15 protein-coding genes and 3 pseudogenes are annotated in these 17,859 nt (G+C 69.8%); 5 read left to right on the forward strand and 13 right to left on the reverse strand.

The window, feature by feature from the left end:
* Positions 1–72 precede the first annotated feature (72 nt).
* Positions 73–1,218, forward strand: a complete 1,146-nt coding sequence (locus tag CG719_RS32195; protein ID WP_100572232.1) for a serine hydrolase domain-containing protein — start codon at positions 73–75, stop codon at positions 1,216–1,218.
* A gap of 95 nt (positions 1,219–1,313) precedes the next feature.
* On the opposite strand, the gene CG719_RS32200 is transcribed toward CG719_RS32195, so the two are convergent.
* Positions 1,314–2,117: a YqjF family protein gene (locus CG719_RS32200; protein ID WP_100572233.1), complete on the reverse strand. Its 804-nt coding sequence runs from the start codon at positions 2,115–2,117 to the stop codon at positions 1,314–1,316.
* 223 nt (positions 2,118–2,340) lie between these two features.
* On the opposite strand from CG719_RS32200, the gene CG719_RS32205 reads away from it, so the two are divergent.
* Both CG719_RS32205 and CG719_RS32210 read left to right on the forward strand, forming a co-directional pair.
* Complete coding sequence (locus CG719_RS32205; RefSeq protein WP_100572271.1) at positions 2,341–2,649, forward strand: helix-turn-helix domain-containing protein; 309 nt, start codon at positions 2,341–2,343, stop codon at positions 2,647–2,649.
* A pseudogene (locus CG719_RS32210) lies at positions 2,646–2,818 on the forward strand (transcriptional regulator); the annotation flags it as partial. The gene CG719_RS32205 and the pseudogene CG719_RS32210, both read left to right, overlap by 4 nt.
* Positions 2,819–2,823: 5 nt before the next feature.
* On the opposite strand, the pseudogene CG719_RS37645 reads toward CG719_RS32210, so the two are convergent.
* The 10 genes and pseudogenes from CG719_RS37645 to CG719_RS32270 all read right to left on the reverse strand — a co-directional run bounded on the left by CG719_RS37645 (position 2,824) and on the right by CG719_RS32270 (position 12,512).
* Positions 2,824–3,883, reverse strand: a pseudogene (locus CG719_RS37645) (integrase core domain-containing protein).
* Positions 3,884–3,920: 37 nt separating this feature from the next.
* Complete coding sequence (locus CG719_RS35600; RefSeq protein ID WP_159025002.1) at positions 3,921–4,259, reverse strand: hypothetical protein; 339 nt, start codon at positions 4,257–4,259, stop codon at positions 3,921–3,923.
* Between the two features lie 78 nt (positions 4,260–4,337).
* Positions 4,338–4,739: pseudogene (locus tag CG719_RS32230) on the reverse strand (RNA-guided endonuclease InsQ/TnpB family protein); the annotation flags it as partial.
* A gap of 34 nt (positions 4,740–4,773) precedes the next feature.
* Positions 4,774–5,304: a GNAT family N-acetyltransferase gene (locus CG719_RS32235; protein ID WP_100572236.1), complete on the reverse strand. Its 531-nt coding sequence runs from the start codon at positions 5,302–5,304 to the stop codon at positions 4,774–4,776.
* Positions 5,305–5,782: 478 nt separating this feature from the next.
* Positions 5,783–7,210, reverse strand: a complete 1,428-nt coding sequence (locus CG719_RS32245; protein WP_100572238.1) for an amidase — start codon at positions 7,208–7,210, stop codon at positions 5,783–5,785.
* A gap of 29 nt (positions 7,211–7,239) precedes the next feature.
* Positions 7,240–8,067, reverse strand: a complete 828-nt coding sequence (locus CG719_RS32250; RefSeq protein WP_100572239.1) for an ABC transporter ATP-binding protein — start codon at positions 8,065–8,067, stop codon at positions 7,240–7,242.
* The gene (locus CG719_RS32255; RefSeq protein ID WP_100572240.1) at positions 8,064–9,044 is read right to left on the reverse strand and encodes an ABC transporter ATP-binding protein; all 981 of its coding nucleotides are present in this window, start codon (positions 9,042–9,044) and stop codon (positions 8,064–8,066) included. Before CG719_RS32255 ends, CG719_RS32250 begins: the two co-directional genes overlap by 4 nt.
* Before the next feature lie 5 nt (positions 9,045–9,049).
* Positions 9,050–9,922, reverse strand: coding sequence for an ABC transporter permease (locus CG719_RS32260; RefSeq protein WP_100572241.1), 873 nt, complete (start codon positions 9,920–9,922; stop codon positions 9,050–9,052).
* Positions 9,919–10,872: an ABC transporter permease gene (locus tag CG719_RS32265; protein WP_100572273.1), complete on the reverse strand. Its 954-nt coding sequence runs from the start codon at positions 10,870–10,872 to the stop codon at positions 9,919–9,921. The genes CG719_RS32260 and CG719_RS32265 overlap by 4 nt, the downstream gene beginning before the upstream one ends.
* A complete protein-coding gene (locus CG719_RS32270; RefSeq protein WP_100572274.1) occupies positions 10,872–12,512 on the reverse strand; it encodes an ABC transporter substrate-binding protein in 1,641 nt (546 codons plus the stop codon). The genes CG719_RS32265 and CG719_RS32270 overlap by 1 nt, the downstream gene beginning before the upstream one ends.
* 149 nt (positions 12,513–12,661) lie before the next feature.
* Here CG719_RS32270 and CG719_RS32275 point away from each other — a divergent pair, with 149 nt between their 5' ends.
* Complete coding sequence (locus CG719_RS32275; protein ID WP_100572242.1) at positions 12,662–13,783, forward strand: LacI family DNA-binding transcriptional regulator; 1,122 nt, start codon at positions 12,662–12,664, stop codon at positions 13,781–13,783.
* On the opposite strand, the gene CG719_RS32280 is transcribed toward CG719_RS32275, so the two are convergent.
* Together CG719_RS32280 and CG719_RS32285 are read right to left on the reverse strand one after the other, a co-directional pair.
* Positions 13,747–15,384 carry an amidohydrolase gene (locus tag CG719_RS32280; RefSeq protein WP_100572243.1) on the reverse strand — a complete coding sequence of 546 codons (1,638 nt, stop codon included), beginning with the start codon at positions 15,382–15,384 and terminating at the stop codon, positions 13,747–13,749. The genes CG719_RS32275 and CG719_RS32280 overlap by 37 nt on opposite strands.
* A gap of 92 nt (positions 15,385–15,476) precedes the next feature.
* Positions 15,477–16,994: an APC family permease gene (locus CG719_RS32285; protein WP_442802761.1), complete on the reverse strand. Its 1,518-nt coding sequence runs from the start codon at positions 16,992–16,994 to the stop codon at positions 15,477–15,479.
* A 107-nt stretch (positions 16,995–17,101) separates the two neighbouring features.
* Here CG719_RS32285 and CG719_RS32290 point away from each other — a divergent pair, with 107 nt between their 5' ends.
* Positions 17,102–17,818, forward strand: coding sequence for a TetR/AcrR family transcriptional regulator (locus CG719_RS32290; RefSeq protein WP_100572245.1), 717 nt, complete (start codon positions 17,102–17,104; stop codon positions 17,816–17,818).
* The last annotated feature ends 41 nt before the right edge of the window (positions 17,819–17,859 follow it).

A 17,859-nucleotide genomic window follows, 5' to 3' on the forward strand; every position in this document is an offset into this window, starting at 1 on the left:
CAGAGCGTGAACCAAGTCTGCCGACTCATCGTTTGAACGTACGAACGATCATCGTCCACAGTGGAGGAAGTCATGACTGCCGTCGAGGGAAAATGCACGCCCCGGTTCGAACCGCTCCGAGCGGCACTCGCCGCGCACCTCGAATCCGGTGACGAACTGGGCGCGGCGATCGTCGTCGATGTCGACGGAGTCATGGAAGTCGACCTGTGGGGCGGGCACGCCGACGAGGCACGGAGCGCACCGTGGGGCGAGGACACGGTGGTCAACCTGTGGTCGGCCACCAAGACCCTGAGCAGTCTGGCCGCCCTCGTCCTCGTCGACCGGGGGGCACTGGATCTCGATCGACCGGTCGCGGAGTACTGGCCCGAGTTCGGCGCCCAGGGCAAACAGGACATCGAGGTACGGCACGTCCTGGCGCACACCTCGGGACTCTCCGGCTGGCAGCAGCCCTTCACCATGGACGACCTCTACGACTGGCCGACGGCAAGCGCCCGGCTGGCCGAACAGGCACCCTGGTGGAAGCCGGGGACCGCCTCGGGCTACCACATGCAGACCCAGGGACAGCTCGTGGGAGAGCTCGTCCGACGCGTCAGCGGCCGTACCCTGGCCGAGTTCGTCGAGACCGAGATTGCCGGACCACTGGACGCCGATGTCCAGATCGGCGCGCGGGAGACCGACTGGCGGCGCATCGCCCCGCTGGTGGCGCCGCCGATCGCCGGGATACCGGCTGACCTCGATCTCGAGGCGATCTTCACCAGGACGCTGTTAGGAAGCCCCGCCCGGGACGAGCACGTCGACACCCCGCAATGGCGCCATGCCGAATTCGGAGCCCTCAACGGACACGGCAACGCTCGAGGCATGGCCCGTGCCCTCTCCTTGATCTCACGACGCGGCGAGGCGAACGGCCGCCGGCTTCTTTCCCCGGAAACGGTGGACAGGATCTTCGACGTACAGGCCGACGGAGTCGACCTGGTCCTGGGCGTTCCGGTGCGCTGGGGCATGGGATACGCGCTCGCCGACCCGAAGACGATCCCGGACATGCCCACCGGGACGATCTGCTTCTGGGTCGGCCGCGGCGGATCGATCGTCATGATGGACCTCGACCGGCGCGTGACGTTCGCGTACACGATGAACCGGCTGGGCGACGGGCTCCTCGGCTCGGAGCGCACCCACGGCTACATCCGGCACGTCTACGAGGCTCTCGACGCCACGAACTGAAGCCCGCGCGTCCCGTCCCGGTTCCCGACGTCGGCCGATCGGTGTGGGCCGCCCGCATGGCGGCCCACATCCGGTCCGCAGGCGCTGTACACCCTCTATCGGCTTGATCCCTGCTCGGACGGCGCGACCGGCTCAGGGCGTGCGGATGCCTCGGGTACGGGGGGCGGAGGCCCGAATCGGACCGGGACTCCCGGGGAGTACAGCACGCTCACGGGCGCCGTGACCGGTGCGGGCAGTCCGGCCGCCGCCACCAGGTTCTCGTCGCACTGGAGGAGCTCGGCCCGGTACAGAGGCCAGCGGGGGTGAGTGTTCGGCAGGTACGTCGAACGTCCGAAGAACCCGTTGTGCATGCCCCAGCGGGCAGTCAGGAAGTGTTCGAGCGACGAGGGCTCCTCGATCAGCTCTCCGACGCGCAGGGCGAGCCGGCTGTGCGCGCCCACGGGGCCGGGCCAGCGGCGGCGACTGGTGTAGGTGACCGTGCCGTCATCCTGGCGCACGTCCATCTTCGACCAGACATAGGGCAGGCGGAACGCCGCACGGGCCACGGCGACGGGAATCAGACGAGCGGCGTCCAGCGACCGGAAGACCACGCCGCGTCGGCCGTGAGCGTCCACGGAATACAGGCGGACGTTGGTCTCCGGGAAGGAACCGAGATAGGGAATGCCGGGGAGGCCGAACCACCCCACGCGGTGCATCCGGAAAGCGACGAGCCCCACATAGGTGGCCCCGTCCAGTACGTCCGGACGCGTGCCGGAAGGCAGCAGCGGCGCGACGTCGTCGGGATCGGCGGCCCAGTGGACGAAGGCCAGGTCGAGCCAGGACTGGGTGAGGAGTGTGCGGTGTGCGGTCTCCGGCGGATCGGCCGATATCGGTTCCGGAGAGGACTCCAGTGGCAACATCGGATCATTATGGTCGATCCGGCACACCGGCCCTGGTTCAAGTGCCGCTCCTCACCTGGCTGTTCCGAGGTCCGTGCGGCGAAGAACGCGCGACCGCCCCGGCCGACCGCTGCCGGGACCGGAAGCGCTCGTCCGTGCGTCGAAGCGCGCTCGCCGACTCTCGAACGGTATGCGGATGGCGCATAAAAGATGAGGTTTCAGCGGCAAGATGGGCGTCGTGAGTATGAGCGTCGACGAGCGTGTACGGTCCGCTGTGGCCGCGCTCCTGCACGCGGCCGGTGAGTCGCAGTCCGAACTCGCCGCTGCCCTGGGGGTGAGCCAGGCCCAGGTGAGCCGCCGTCAGTCCGGCACGGCCGCGTGGAGTCTGGCGGGCTGCGACGCGGTGGCCGCGCACTACGGGATCGACGCGCTCGACCTGCTGGCGGGGCCCACCCGGGCCGCGGAGTCGCTGCCCGCGGAACGCCGCCGCATTCCCGCCCGCCGCGCAGGCGGCGCACGCCCCGCGGCCGTGCAGGACGGGGGAGAACGATGACGGACTTCGGCGCGATCGATGCCCTGCTCGCCTCGGCCAGGCAGGAGGCCGCGCTGCCGCCTGCCGGGGAGCGGCGTGCCCTGCGCGAGGGACTGAACCTCTCGCGCCCCAGCTCGTACAAGCCTTGAATGTCAGCCCGGAACCTGTCAAAGCGATCAAGGCAGGTAGATCGTTCTAACGCTGTGCCGGGATCAGTGGGCCGTCTGGTGCCGGCTTGTTGATCCAGGCTGCTGCGGGGACCTTCGGGGGCTCCGGTGGCATGCGGACGAAGCGTTCGGGGTGCTTCGCGTAGACCGCCTGGAGGACGTCGGCACGCATCTCGCGGAGCTGTTCGGCGAGGCCGAAGTGCACGTCGTAGGGCGTGTGCAGGCCGATCCCGGATTGCCGGTGTTCCTCGTTGTACCAGGTGAAGAACTGGGTGCACCATGCCCGGGCGTCCTCAAGGGATCCGAAACGCTCGGGAAAGTCGTGCCGGTATTTCAGGGTCTTGTACTGGCTCTCGCTGTACGGGTTGTCGTTCGACGTCTTCGGCCGCGAATGTGACTTGGTGACGCCGAGGCCGGCCATCATCTGGGCGACGTTCTGCGCGACCATCGGGGACCCGCGGTCCGAGTGGATCGTCAACTGACCTGGTTGGATGCTGTACTTGGCGATCGTCTCGGACAGGGACCGCTCGGCGAGGTCCTTGTTCTCCCGGTCGGCGATCATCCAGCCGACCGTGTAGCGGCGCATGCCTGGACGCGTCCGACCAGCCCGGTGAGCTCTTCGAGGGCCTGGTCGCGGGCGGTAGTGAACGCCACGGCCGCGGACCGGGCCCCGGTCACTGGTCCTTCTCGCCTTTCTGGTTCGGGGCGCTGTCCGTGGCGAACTGGTCGAGCAGCGCGGAGAGTTTTCCCTGGACCTCGATGACCGTGCGGGCGTTCGCGAGGTCGGCCTCCAGGCGGGCCTTCTCCGCCTTCAGCTTCGCGATCTCCCTGTCCCGCGGGTCCGCCTTCGGCCGTCCGGCCGGCGCGGCGAGCGCGTCCAGGGCGCCCTTGTCCCGCTGCTGCCGCCACGTCGTGATCAACGACGAGTACATCCCCTCCCGCCGCAGCAGGGCACCCTTGCCCTTCTTGTCCAACGACTCGTACTCGGCGAGGATCCTCGCCTTGTACTCCGCGGTATACCGGCGCGGACCGGTTGAACGGGCTTCCACCTGCGGATCAGGGGTCCCGTGGTCATTCGTGCTGGCCACCCGGGCACTACTCCTTCTCCGCCCTCGACGCAATGAATCATCCAGTATGCCTGACTCGACCTACTTTGACAGGGAGGGCCTGTCTGATGGTCAGCTCGCCCCTCGGGAAGTTCACGTCCTCCCAGCTCACGTACCCCGGCTCGACGCTGACCTGTGGACGGCGAGCCTCTATGCGGTCAGCTTCCTCCCCGTCCAGTTGCATGCGCATTATTTCAACCTGCTCGTCAGCGGCAGCGGCTTGACGCTGCGCCGAAGCGGCGGAGTCCTCGGCGAGGAGCGCCTGCCGTTTGGCGATCCGGGTCTGCCATACCGCGATGCCAGCGGCTGCGGCGCTGATGACAGCACCACCGATTGCGACTCCTGCTTCCGTGTCCACGCCTGCTCCCTCGATTGTTGGCACCGGGCGTCACCGTAGCGGTGCTGGTCCCCGAGGCAGCACCCGCCGATTCTCACAGTTGTCGCGAATGATCTGCGTGGAAGCCTTGTGGTGCCAGTCCCGGCGGCGGTCCGCCACCCTGGCATGCTGGCGTGCGACCTTGATACGGGCCTTGGCCCGGTTCTTCGATCCCTTGGTTTTGCGGGACAGGTCCCGCTGGAGGCGCTTGAGTTTCTTTTCCGCCCGGCGCAGGAAGCGGGGGCTGTCGATCTTCCGGCCGTCGGACAGGACGGCGAAGGCGGACAGGCCCAGGTCGATCCCGGCGTCGGGTTCCAGGCCGGGGAGGATGTCCGGCTCGGTGTTACCGACGAAGCTGAGGAAGTACCGGCCGCAGCTGTCCTTGGTGACGGTCAGGGACGTGGGTGCGGCCGGCAGCCGACGGGACCATTCGACCTTGAGGCGCCCGACCTTGGCCAGGTGCGAGTCCCGGTAACCGGCACAGTCGTACCACTGACTACAGAGTGATCCAGTAGCGGCGCTTGATGCCCGCGTTGGTTGTGCGGACATCTTCCAGGACACCACCGTTGCGTTCGATGCTGCGTGCCGACCCGATGTTGTCGTCGTCGCAAGTGACGAGGACTCGATCCAGGCCGAGTGCACGGGCCTCGGGTAGAACCGCCCCGAGAGCCCACGTTGCCAGGCCGCGTCTCCGGAAGGAGGGGCGGATGCTGTACCCGATGTGCCCGCCGACGTCGAGCAGAAAGGCGTTCAGGTAGTGCCGCAGATCAATGGCTCCCAGGTAGTTGTCGCCCTCGACGATCCACCAATGGGTGGCATGGACGCGCCCTTCTCCCACGGCAGCTGACCTGTCCGACTGCTGTTGCAGTCGTTCGACCCACTCCGAGAAAACCCCGGGGCTGTCGAGGTCGGCATCAGACGCGAGACGCAGGCCTGTCCCGTCCTGGTGGGCGCCTGGAGGCCACTCGTCACGCGCTGCGAGCCATGAGGATTGCAACTGGCTTGTGGGTGCGCTCAGTTCAGCCATGCGGCCGACGCTAGCACTGCCGTTAGGGCCTGTTGTGAAAGTGGATCAAGGTTCGTGGATGGTCACGTCCCGCGCTGTACGACGGCGAGCAGCCGTGGGTCCAGACCAGCGCAAAAATCGTGATCACGGAGGACGAACGGACTTCTCCATCTGCTTCCGCGCCGCCGACGGGATCCGGGTCTTGTGCGGGTGCGGGCACTTCGACCACCGCGACCGTGGATGCCCGCAGTGCTTGAAGAACGACTCCGCCGCCCGCTCCGAGGAGGAGATCGTCCAGGGCCGCCGGAACTGGATGGAGGGCACCCGGTTCGGCGGGGAGAAGGGGGTACGACGGTGCTCTGTCATCGGCCTCCGAGTTGCCGCCGGTTCCGCTGAAACCCTGTGGAAGGGTGCGTTGACCTGTGGAAGTCCCTTGCCCCCGACCGCTCGGGAAACGTCTCCGAATGAAGGGTCCGACCGCTCCATTCCGTGCCTCGAGTCAGAGCGCCGGGGCGCTGGACCAGGGTCGGGCGGCCTCGATCGCTGCCGCCACGCGGAACACCGTGGTGTCGTCGTAGGTGCGCCCGACGACCTGCACCCCCGTCGGCACTCCGGTCGAGGCGAAACCGGACGGCACGCTCAGCACCGGGCAGCGGCTGGCGATGTTGAACGCCGTGGTCATCGCGGCTTCCAGGTAGAAGTCCAGCTCGACGCCATTGATCACGACCTTGGTCGAGAGGTGGTCGTCGTCCGCCTTGAGCGCCGGGATGGCCGTGGTCGGGCACAACAGCACGTCGTAGCGGTCCAGCAGGGCACCGAGAGTCGTCTGCACGTCGGCCTCTGCCGTGAGGCCCTGCAGGAAACTGCCGGGCTCGCGGACGGCCTCGGCGGCCCGTTGGGCGAAGTCGAGCGCGTACGTGGTGAGTTGGTCGCCGTGCTCGGCGGCCACCGATCCGATGTAGGGGCCGAAGACGGAACCGAAGTGGATCATCGATGCCCGCATCACGTCCGCCCGCATGATGGGGACCTCGACCTCCTCGACGACGGCCCCGGCCACACGCAGCGCCTCCGCGACCGCGCGGGTGTTGGCCTCGACCTCGGGATCGACCGGCCAGTCCCCGAGGGTGACCGAAAGCGCCACCCGCAGGCCTTCGGCGCCCTCGAACCTCTCGGGCAGGACGAGTTTGGGCCGCAGCGAGACCGCGTCGAGCGGGTGGGGCCCCGCGATGACGTTCTCCAGCAGGGCGCAGTCGCCGACGGTGCGTGCCATCGGACCGTCGTGGCAGTACGTGTCGAGATTGAACGGCGTCATCGCCGGCACACGCCCGTACGGCGGCTTGAAGCCGACCGTGCCCGTGTACGAGGCGGGGATGCGGATCGAGCCGCCGATGTCGGAGCCGGTCGCGAGCGTTGTCTCACCCGCCGCGAGCGCGGCGCCCGCGCCGCCCGAGGAGCCACCCGGAGTGAACTCCAGGTTCCACGGGTTGCGGGTGACGCCCCACAGCCGTGACTGTGTGAATCCGGCGCAGCTGAACTCGGGGGTCGTGGTCCGGGCGTGCACGATGCCGCCGGCGGCCTGGATCCGCTCGATGACCGGGTGCGTCTGCTCGGCGATCTCGTGCTGGAACGCCAGGGATCCGTCCGTGCTGCGGCGGCCCGCGATGGGCTGCTCCTCCTTCGTCGCGACGGCGAGACCCTCCAGGGCGCGGGGCGCCTCGCCTTTGCCCGCGTACCGTGCCTCGGCTTCGCGGGCGGCGGCGAGCGCCTCGTCGAAGGTCCGCTCGGCAAGGGCGTTGACCTTCGGCTCGACGGCTTCGGCGCGCGCGATGACCGCGGTCATCAGCTCGACCGGTGACAGGGAGCGGTCGTGGAACCGGCGCAGGGCCTCGGTGGCCGGCAGGTAGGCGAGGTCGGTGAGGTCGGTCATGTGATGTCCTTCGGGAAGTGTCGGAAGGGTCAGGCAAGCGCGCGGCGGCCTGCGGAGATGCGGGCCGGATCCCATCCGGGCCGCGGGACGGAGTCGAGCAGGAGGCGGGTGTAGGGATGCTGGGGGCTGGTCAGGACGGACGTCGTGGGGCCGGATTCGACGATCCTTCCGTCCCTGAGCACGACCACCTCGTCGCTGATGTGCCGGACGACCGCGAGGTCGTGGCTGACGAAGAGGAAGCCGATGCCCTCGTTGCGCCGGATGTCGGCGAGCAGGTCGAGGATCTGCGCCTGGATGGATACATCGAGCGCGGCGACCGCCTCGTCGAGGATGAGCACCCGCGGCCGGGCCGCCAGTGCCCGGGCGATCGCAACGCGTTGACGCTGCCCTCCGGACAGCCGGCGGGGCAGCGCCGCGGCCTCACGCTCTCCCAGCCCCACCTGGTCGAGGAGTTCGGCAACCCGCCTGCGCCGCGCCGGCGCGTCCAGCGGGAAGTGCAGGCGCAGGACCTCCTCGAGGCACGCCCTCACGCTGATGCGCGGGTCGAGGGAGAGGTACGGGTCCTGGAACACCATCTGGATCTCGCGGGCGCGGGCCAGACGCTCGGCGCGGCCGCGGGCACGCGCGAAACGGTCGCGTCCGTTCAGCTGGATGCTGCCGGCATCGGGTGTCTCGAGTCCGACGAGCATGCGCGCCGTGGTGGTCTTGCCGCATCCGGACTCGCCGACGATGCCGAGTGAGCCGCCCGGTCGCAGGGTGAAGGAGACGCCGTCGACCGCAGTGTGGCCGCCGAACTCCTTCCGTAGTCCGTCCACCACGAGACCGGACGCGCCGGTCTTCTCCGTCGCGGTACTCACAGCAGGATCCCTTCTTCGGCGCGCAGGCAGGCGGCCAGGCCCTCGCCGCCGTACTGCCGCAGGACGGGCTTGTCGACCGAGCAGCGCTCCTGCGCGTGCGCGCAGCGCGCCGCGAATGCGCATCCGGCCGGCGACTCGGCGAGCGAGACCGGGCGGCCGGGGATGGGCCGTGGTGGAGCGGCGTCGGGTTCGATGCGGGGTGTGCACGCGAGGAGGCCGGCCGTGTACGGGTGGCGCGGGCGCTCGAACAGGTCACCGGCGGCCTGCGTCTCGACGATGCGCCCCGCGTACATGACGTAGACGCGGTCGCAGATGGCCGAGGCCAGTTCCAGGTCGTGGGTGACGAAGAGCAGTCCCGTGCCGCGCTCTGCCTGCAGGCCGGTGAGGATTGCGATGACCTCGGCCTGGGTCGTGACGTCCAGTGCGGTCGTCGGCTCGTCGGCGACGAGCAGTGAGGGCCGGCTTGCCAGTGCCGCCGCGATGACGACGCGCTGGAGCATGCCGCCGGAGAACTGGTGCGGGTAGCGCCGCAACGCGTCGCGCGGGTCGCGGATGCCCACGGCAGCGAGAAGTTCCTCGGCCTGGCTCGTCGCCGCCGCCGAGGGTACGCCGACGGCACGCATTTGCTCGGTGAGGAAGTCGCCGACGCGTCGCATCGGGTTGACCGAGGCACGTGGGTCCTGGAAGATCATCGAGACCTGACGGGTCCTCAGTTCCGTCAATCCGTTCCGGTCCAGCGTCAGTACGTCGCGGCCCGCCACTCGGACCTCGCCGTCCGTCCGCGCCGTTTCGGGCAGCAGCCCGAGCACGCTGCGGCAGGCGACCGATTTGCCGGAACCGGATTCACCGACCAGGCCGACGGTCTCACCCGCCTCCACGCGCAGGGACACGCCGTCCAGGATCGGCCGGGCCGCGCGCCCCTCGGGCAGCCGCACGGAGAGGTTGTCGATCTCCAGAAGAGACTGATGCACAGTCATCCACCTCACCACTCCCGCTTCGCGACCCGGTCGGCGATGCCCTCGCCGACGATGCTGAACGCCACGACGGCGAGCACGATGCACACGGATGGCGCGAGCGCGGGAAGCAGCGCGCCCTGCAGCAGCGCGCCCTCACCCTCGTTGATCATCGCGCCCCAGTCGGCGGTCGGGGGTTGCACCCCGAAGCCGAGGAAGGAGAGCGCCGCGAGGTCCATCAGGGCGTACCCGAAGTTGATCGCCGACTGGGCGAGCACCGTCGGCGCGATGTTGGGCAGCAGGTGCCGGACGCAGATCGTCCAGCCCGACCAGCCCTGCACGAGGTAGGACTCGATGTAGGGACGTGCCTTCTCCTGCCGGGCGATGCTGCGCACCAGGCGCCCCACGTACGGCGTGTACGCGACGGCCATGGCGACGACGGGCGCGGTCATGCCCGGGCCGGTGACCGCCACGAACATGATCGCCACAAGGAGTCCGGGGAAGGAGAACACCAGGTCCATCGACCGTGAGAGGACCGCGTCGGCCCAACCGCCGCGCCAGGCGGCCACGACGCCCACCAGGATGCCCAGCAGGGTCGACACCCCGACGACCAGGAGCGGTCCGAGCAGCCCGGAGCGCGCGCCGTACAACAGGCGCGACAGCACGTCGCGGCCCGACTGGTCGGCGCCCAGGACGTGGTCGACGCTGCTCCCGGCCAGGGTGGCCGGCAGGTCGAGGGCGTCGGGGTCGTACGGCGCGAGCAACGGTGCGAACACGGCGACGGCCACCAGCACACCCAGCAGCAGGACGGCCGCGGTGAACAGCGGCCCCTGCCCGAGCACCCGCAGGCGGCGCAGACCGGGCCGCCGACGCAGTTCGGCGACGGGGACAGCGGTGGTCATGAGGCACCTCGCCGGGTCAGGGTCAGCCGGGGGTCGATGAGCGGCGCGAGGAGGTCCACGACCAGGTTCACCAGGACGAACGCCGCCACGGTGATCAGCGTGATCGCCTGTACGACGGGGAAGTCCTTGACCGTCACCGACTGCACGAGCAGTGAGCCGACGCCGGACACGTTGAAGGCGGTCTCCACGATCGAGGTGCTCACCAGGAGTCCGGCCAGCATGGTGCCGCCGACGGTGACGATCGGGCCCAGCGCGCTGCGCAGCACGTGCCGCCGCACCACGGCGCCCTCGGCGACGCCGCGGGAGCGCGCCACCTCCACGTGCTCGCGCCTCAGCTCGTCGAGCATCGAAGAGCGGGTCACCCGGGCCAGCAGCCCGGCGAGGGTCACCGCGAGGGCGAAGGCGGGCAGGGTCAGGTGGTAGAGCCGGTCAGCGAAACCGCTGCCGGCGGCGCCGGGCCCGGGGAACCAGCCCAGCTGCACCGAGAACAGCGAGACCAGCACGATGGCGCTGACGAACGGCGGGGTCGCCGTGGCCACGCCGGTGCACACGAGCACCACGCGGTCGACCACGCCGGGGCGCAGCGCGGCGAGGATGCCTGCGAGCACGCCGCCGAGGCAGGCCAGCACGGCCGAGTACCCGATGAGGAGGGCCGTGCTCGGCAGGCGCGAGCCGATCAGGGATCCGACGTCGTGCCGGAACTGGACGGAGCGCCCGAAGTCGCCGTGCAGCACATTGCCGACCCACTTCAGGTACTGGGTGAAGAACGGGTCGTCGAGGTGGTACTGGGCGCGGATCGCGGCCTTGGTCTCCGGCGAGACGGGGTGGCCCTTGAGGAGGAAGGACACCGGGTCCCCCGGGGCCAGGTGCACCGCGCTGAAGACCAGGAAGGAGGTGATCAGCAGCACGGTCACCAGCCCCAGGAGCCGGCCGAGGAGGTAACGGGCCATCAGTTCGCCGAGCCGATCTTCGCGGCCCACGGGTAGTACAGCTGGGCGATGCCGGCCGGGGCACCGGTGATCCGGCTGCCCAGGAACACCGAGTGGGGAGCTTCGTACAGCGGGATGGCGGGCAGGTCGCGCAGCGCGATCTTCTGCAGCTCGGCGGTCAGGTCGGCACGTGCGGCCGGGTCGGCGACCGCCGTCGCCCGGTCGTAGAGCGCATCGAACTCGGGGTTCGAGTACTTGCCGTAGTTGCCGAAGTCACCGGTGCGGAACGACTGGTAGAACTCGAGCGGGTCGGGTGAGTTGATGTAACCGTTGGTGAACACCAGGTCGATGCCGGCACTGGCGTGCGGGTCGGTGAAGAGCGCCGTGTACGCGTCGGGTGCGATCGGCTTGATCTGCACGTCGAGACCGATCTGCTTGCCGGCCGCCTGCACGGCGTTGGCGACGACGGTTATCTCCGGAGTGAGCGTGCTGCTCGCGATGACGACCTTCTTGCCGGTCGCACCGGCCTCCTTGATCAGCTTCTTGGCGCCGTCGATGTCGTACACCAGGTCGGGAAGGTCAGAGAAGTAGCGTTCCGTCCGGTCCGGGGCGGTCTGCCAGGCGCCCCGCGCGGCCGGGGCCTTGGCCGGAACGGCCACTCCCGCGACGGCGGCCTTGATGATGCTCTGCCGGTCCAGCGCCATGGACAGGGCCTTACGCACCTTCAGATCGCCGAGCGTGCCCTTGAGGTTGAACACGGCGAGGTCGGAGGCGGCGGTGTTCGGGCCGAAGTACAGCTTGCCCCGAGAGGTCGACTTGAGCTGCCCGATCGAGGTGGCCGGCACCAGGTACCCGCCGTCGACCGATCCGGAGAGCCAGGCGTTGGTGCGCGCGGCCGGGTCCTGGATGAAGACGAACTTGACGCTTTGCGCCTTGGGAGTCAGCGTGCGATCCCAGTACGCAGGGTTCTTCTTCAGGGTGACGCTGTCGCCCTGGGTCCAGGTGCCGAGCGCGTAGGGGCCCGTGCAGTCGACGCCGGCCTTCGGGTTGCCGTAGTCCCGGCCGGCCCTGGCCAGGAACGCGGCGCTCTCGATGGTGCCGGGGGAGGCCGCCATCAGTTCGTTGAGCAGGACGTCGGGCTTGTTGAGCTTGATCGTCACTTCGAGTGGGCCGGTCTTGGTGATCGAGGCGACGTTCTTGAACGCGCTGCCCCACGCCGAGCCCACGGCCGGGTCGAGATGGCGCTTGAGGGAGGCGACGACGTCGTCCGCGGTCATGGTCGAACCGGAGTGGAACTTCACGCCGCTGCGAAGGGTGTACACCCAGGTCAGCGGGTTGGGATGGGCTGACTTCAGAGCCAGGCCCGGCGCGATCCTCATGTCGGGTGTGATGCGGAACAGCTGCTCGCAGACGTTCGCCAGGACTGTGTTGGGCGGGTAGTCCCAGGCCTGCGTGTAGTCGAGGGAGTAGGGCTCGGCGTAGAGCGACCAGGAGAACGACGGGATCGAGCCCTTGGCCGCGGGTGTGTCCGCGGAGACCTGGTAGGTGGTGCTGCCCTGGGCGGATCTGGCGCCGGTGGACGAGGCGCCGGAGCAGCCGGAGACGGTCGCAGCCAGGGCGACCGCTCCGGCGAGCAGGGCGGTGGGTCTGGAGGCACGCAAGGAACCCACCCCTTTCGAGGGTAGTGGGGGTGCTGTGGATGGCAGCGAGTATTGACGCGGGAACGTTCCTTCACAAGGGTTTGCGGGAACGGTTTTTTTGAGGTCAGGGGCGGGTGACGACGACACGCGGGACTGGCACCATTCAGCCCATGACCGAAACTCCGCGCCGCAGCGGACACGGCGTCCCGGCCGCCGTGCCCCGGGTCCGCCTCGTCGACGTAGCCCGCGAGGCGGGCCTGTCCAAGACCACCGTCTCCGCCGCGCTCAACGGCACCGGACGCCTTTCGCCGGCCGTACGCGAACGCGCCCGCGAGACCGCACGGCGCCTCGGCTACCGGCCCAACGCGACCGCGCGGCTGCTGCGCGCCGGGCACGCCAGGCTGATCGGCTACGCCGTCGGGGAGTACCCGACAACCCCCGGGTCCTACATGGACTCCCCCTACTTCGCCCAGTTGACCAGCGCCATCGCGACCGCAGCCCTGCACCACGGCTACGCCCTGGTGCTGCTGCCCACCAGTTCTTCGCCCAGCGAGTGGGCCGATCTGCCGCTGGACGCCGCGATCGTCGCGGACCCGCTCGAGGACGATCCTCTGATCGAGGACTTCGTCGCCGCCCGTATCCCGCTGTCCACCGACCGCTCGGTCGAGGGGCGTCCCGGCACGCACTGGGTGGACATCGACACCGACGCCGCCATGCGCGAGGTGCTGGACCACCTGCACGCCCAGGGCGCGCAGCGCATCGCGGTCGTCGCGCCCGACACCCCGACCCGCTTCAACGCGGAGGCCCTGGACCTCTACCGGCGCTGGTGCGCCAGGCAGGGTGCCACACCTCGGATCACGCTTTCGGTGCGGCCGGGCAACGGCCCTGCCGTTGAAGCGGTCGAGCGGGCCCTCAGCGCTCCCGATCGGCCCGACGCTCTGTTCGTGCTGACCGAGGCCAATCCGCCGCTGGTGCTCGACGCCGCGCGCCGCCTGGGCCTGTCGGTGCCCGGCGACCTGCTGCTGGTGTGCGCGAGCGAGGACTCCTCGGCCGCGCATGCCGACCCACCCGTCACAACTCTGAGCCTCCAGCCTGAATGTGTCGCCGCAGCGGGCATCGAGCAACTCGTCGCGGCGCTGGAGAGCGGGAGCCAGGAGCCGACAGGCACCTTGGTACAGGCGAAGCTGGAGATCAGGGCGTCATCGGAGCGCGGCGGCGATTCCACGGCCGCGTCCGCGCTCCGACGGCGCGGCCGTCACGAGGTGGAGTGCACCAGCACTCCACTCACGTAGGTCCGCAGAACCCGGGCCGTGTGGATCTCCTCGGCCGGGGCGGTGAAGATGTCCCGGTCGAGGACCACCAGGTCGGCTAGGTGGCCCGGCCGCAGGGTGCCGGTGTCGTCCAGGCCGTTGACATGGGCCGACCCCGCCGTGTAGGCCGCGACCGCGGTGGCGAGGTCGAGGCGCTGTTCGGGCAGGAAGACCCGGCCGTCGGCCGCCCCGGGCTCCATCCGGTTGACGGCGACATGGATCCCGGCGAGCGGGTCGGGGCTGCTCACCGACCAGTCGCTGCCCGCCGCCAGAGTCGCGCCGGCCCGCAGCAGGGAGCCGAAGGGGTACTGCCAGGCGGCGCGTTCGGGCCCCAGGAAGGGAATGGTCAGATCGTCCATCTGCGGCTCGTGGGCGGCCCAGAGTGGCTGGATGTTGGCGATCGCGCCGAGCTGCGCGAAACGCGGGATGTCGTCCGGGTGGACCACTTGCAGGTGGGCGAGGTGGTGCCGGGTGGCACGGCGGCCGTTGGCCGTGCGGGACGCCTCGATCGCATCCAGCGCCTCGCGCACCGCGCGGTCGCCGAGGGCGTGGAAGTGCACCTGGAAGTCGAACGCGTCGAGTTCGGTGACGTACGAGCGCAGCGCGACCGGGTCGACGAAGCTCAGGCCGCTGTTGGCGGTGGCGCAGCCGCAGGCGTCCAGGTAGGGGCTGGTCATCGCGGCGGTGAAGTTCTCCGCGATGCCGTCCTGCATGATCTTCACCGAGCCGGCCCGGAACCTGCCGTGGTTCAGTTCCGCGCGGCGGGAGACCAGCTCCGGGATCTGGTCCGGGCCTCGGCCGCGGTCCCACCAGAGTGCTCCGTTGACTCGGGCGGTGAGGGTTCCCTCGCGGGCGGCGGCGAGGTAGGCGTCCGAGGGGTCGGGCTGGCCGTTGAACTCGCCGAGCAGGGCGTCCTGCCAGCCGGTGATACCGAGCGAGTGCAGCAGCCGCTGAGCGCGCAGCAGGCCGTCGAGACGGTCGGCGGCGGTCTTCGCGGGCACCAGCCGGGCCACCAGGCCGGTGGCGCCTTCCTGCAGGACGCCGCTCGGTGTGCCGTCGACCTCCCGTTCGATCCGGCCGTCGGCGGGGTCCGGGGTGTCCCGGGTGACGCCCGCCAGTTCCAGCGCACGGGTGTTGGCCCAGGCGCCGTGGTGGTCGCGGTTGACCAGGTACACCGGCCGGTCCGGCACCACGGAGTCGAGCAGCTGCCGGCTCGGAAGGCCGCCTTTGAAGCTCTCCATGGACCAGCCGCCGCCAGTGATCCAAGTGCTCTCGGGGTGGTCGTCGGCGAACTCGCGGATGCGGCGCAGGTATTCGTCGACGCCCACGGTGCCGCTGAGGTCGCACTCGCCGAGCTCCATGCCACCGTAGACGGCGTGGATGTGGGCGTCCTGGAAGCCGGGAAGCAGCAGCTTGCCGCTGAGGTCGACCACCTCGGTCCGCGGGCCGATCAACTCCCGTACCTCGTCGTGGCCGACGGCCGTGATCCGCTCCCCGGTGACGGCGAGACTGCTCGCCCGGGTGCGGGCGGGGTCCCCGGTGTGCACAGGGCCGTGGGTGAAGACCAGATCGGCCTTGGTCATGGGAGGTGCTCCTGGTGGTCGGCGGCCCGTTCGTGGACCGTGGGAGGGAAATGAGGTGTCGCGGTCCGCGTCGTGTGTCCGCGGGGTGCTGGTCAGCCGGTGCTGATCGGGTCGTTGCCGGAGGCGGCATCGCGGGAACGGGAGAAGTAGGGCGACCTGCGGTGCCAGCGGGCCCATGCGGCGGCCAGCAGGCCGGAGCCGATCATCAGCACCGGGACGAGCAGCGCGAACCAGCCGTTGTCGGCTGAGAGTTCGAGGTGATCGGTGGAGCGGTAGAAGGTCCATGCGAGGTAGCCGCCGATGGCGAGCAGCGCGAGCGCGCCCAGCACCGGTCCGACGACCGCACGCAGAGCCTCCGTCGGCGAGGTGCGCAGCAGGTGGCGGAAGTGCACGGCGGCGGCCGTGGCGGTGAGGGCGTAGTAGAGGGCGACGACGATGCCGATCGCGTTGACCGCGGCGAAGATCAAGTCGTTCACGGTGGGGATGACCAGCGCCAGTACGGCGAGGGCAAGGGCGATCGCGGTGATCAGCAGGGTGCCGGCGGCGGGGGTCCCGTGCCTGGGGTGCAGGCGCGTCCAGACGGAGCCGAGAACGCCGTCGCGGCCCATCGCGTACATCCCGCGGGCGGTGGGGATGACGGAGGCCTGGAGCGACGCCACCGCGGAGAACATGAGGGCGATGAGCGGCAGTGCGGCCAGCGGCTGGTGGGCGAGCTTCGTGCCGAAGTAGGCGAGCCCTTGCGCGCCGTTGTCGGACAGTTCGCCCAGCGGCAGGACCCGCTGGAAGGCGGTGCCGGCGAGCAGGAACAGGAGCAGCATGACGGTCAGCGCAACGAACCCGCCGCGGGAGGCGTCCCGCGGGTCACCGACCTCCTCACCCACGCTGAAGACCGACTCGAAGCCCCAGTAGCAGAAGACCGCGAGCAGCATGCCCTGGGCGAGGGCTTCGGCCGAGGGGATGTCGAAGGGGTTGTACCACTGGAGCGAGAAGGGCTGGTCCCCGACGAACAGGCCGTAGCCGCAGAAGGCGAGCAGCACGCCGTATTCGAAGATCAGCAGGTATTTCTGGAGACGCGCCGCGAGGTCGAGCCCGCGGACGGCGACCAGCGCCGCGGCGACCAGGACGGCCATGCCGAGGAGGGTGGACTGGAGGGTGGAGTCCGGATCGAGGGAGAGGCCGGCGACGCTGTGGACGGTGGCCTGTCCGAGGAGCTGGATGATCGCCGAGCCGGTCACCGTGGTGGTGTACGCCATGAACACGATCGTGCCGACGACGTTGACCCATCCGGTCAGAAAGCCCAGCCAGGGGTTGAGGATGCGGCCGACCCACCTGTAGCTGCTGCCGGCGTTGGGTTCGGCGCGGTTGAGCCGTCCGTATCCGCCGGCGATGCCGAGTACGGGCAGGAAGGCCAGCAGCATGATCGCCGGCAGGTGCAGGCCGACGATGCTCGCCATCAGACCGAGTCCGATACCGATGCTGCTGGTGGCCGCGGTGCTCGACGCGGCGAGGACGATGCCGTCGACGACGCCTATGGACTTCCGCATCGCGGTCTTGGGGACTTGGGGGCTGTTTCCCGGCGTGCTGCCCGCGTCCTTCACTGGTACTGCCAATGATCTTCGCCTTGCTGGTAGGGGAACGTGGCCGAACGGGCCTGATGGCAGGCCATGGAAGTCCTTGGCCTCTTCACATGTCAATGGCGTTGTCATAAGCTCCGGCCATGGCTGAGCGTGTGGTTCCGGAGCCGCTTCGACGGCGCAGAAAGCCGACGAAGCAGGGCACGGTGCTGTCCGAGCGGGTCATCGTGGAGACGGCCCTTCGGCTGGTCGGCCAGCACGGTGCGGAGGCGCTGACGGTCCGGCGGCTGGGAGCCGCACTGGGCGCCGATCCGAGCGCGCTCTACCGGTACTTCCGCAACACCGACGACTTGCTGCTGGCCATCGCCGACGAGCTCATCGGCCGTGCCCAGCACGGCTGGCAGCCCACTGGCGACTGGCGTACCGACCTGTGCGAGCTGGGTTTGCGCGTCCATGCCTCGTACCAGGCACACCCGCAGGCCGCCTTGCTCGCGGCACACCGCACGACGGGGCGCGACAACGAGATGCGGGCCGTGGAGATGATCCTCGGCGTGCTGCGGTCGGCCGGCTTCCGCGACCCGGAAGCGGTACGGATCTACCACGCCTTCGTGGACCAGGCGCTCGCCTTCGCGGCCCTGGACGCGGCCGCGCTGGCCATGCCGGCTCCCGCACAGGCGGCCGACCTCAAGGTGTGGCAGGTCCGCTACGGCGGCCTGGACACGGGCACCCACCCCAACATCGCCGCCACCGTGCGCCTGTTGGCCGCCGAGATGCCGCTCAGCGGCTATCCCTTCGCGCTGGAACTGCTGCTCGACGCCGTCGCGGCCAGGCTTCCGGGCGCGGGTGCGGAGGCCGGCTGAGGCCCGGATCGCACGCCCTCGCCAGGCGCCCCGTATGGGCC

It is taken from the genome of Streptomyces sp. CB01373 (assembly GCF_002803075.1).
Lineage (GTDB): Bacteria > Actinomycetota > Actinomycetes > Streptomycetales > Streptomycetaceae > Streptomyces.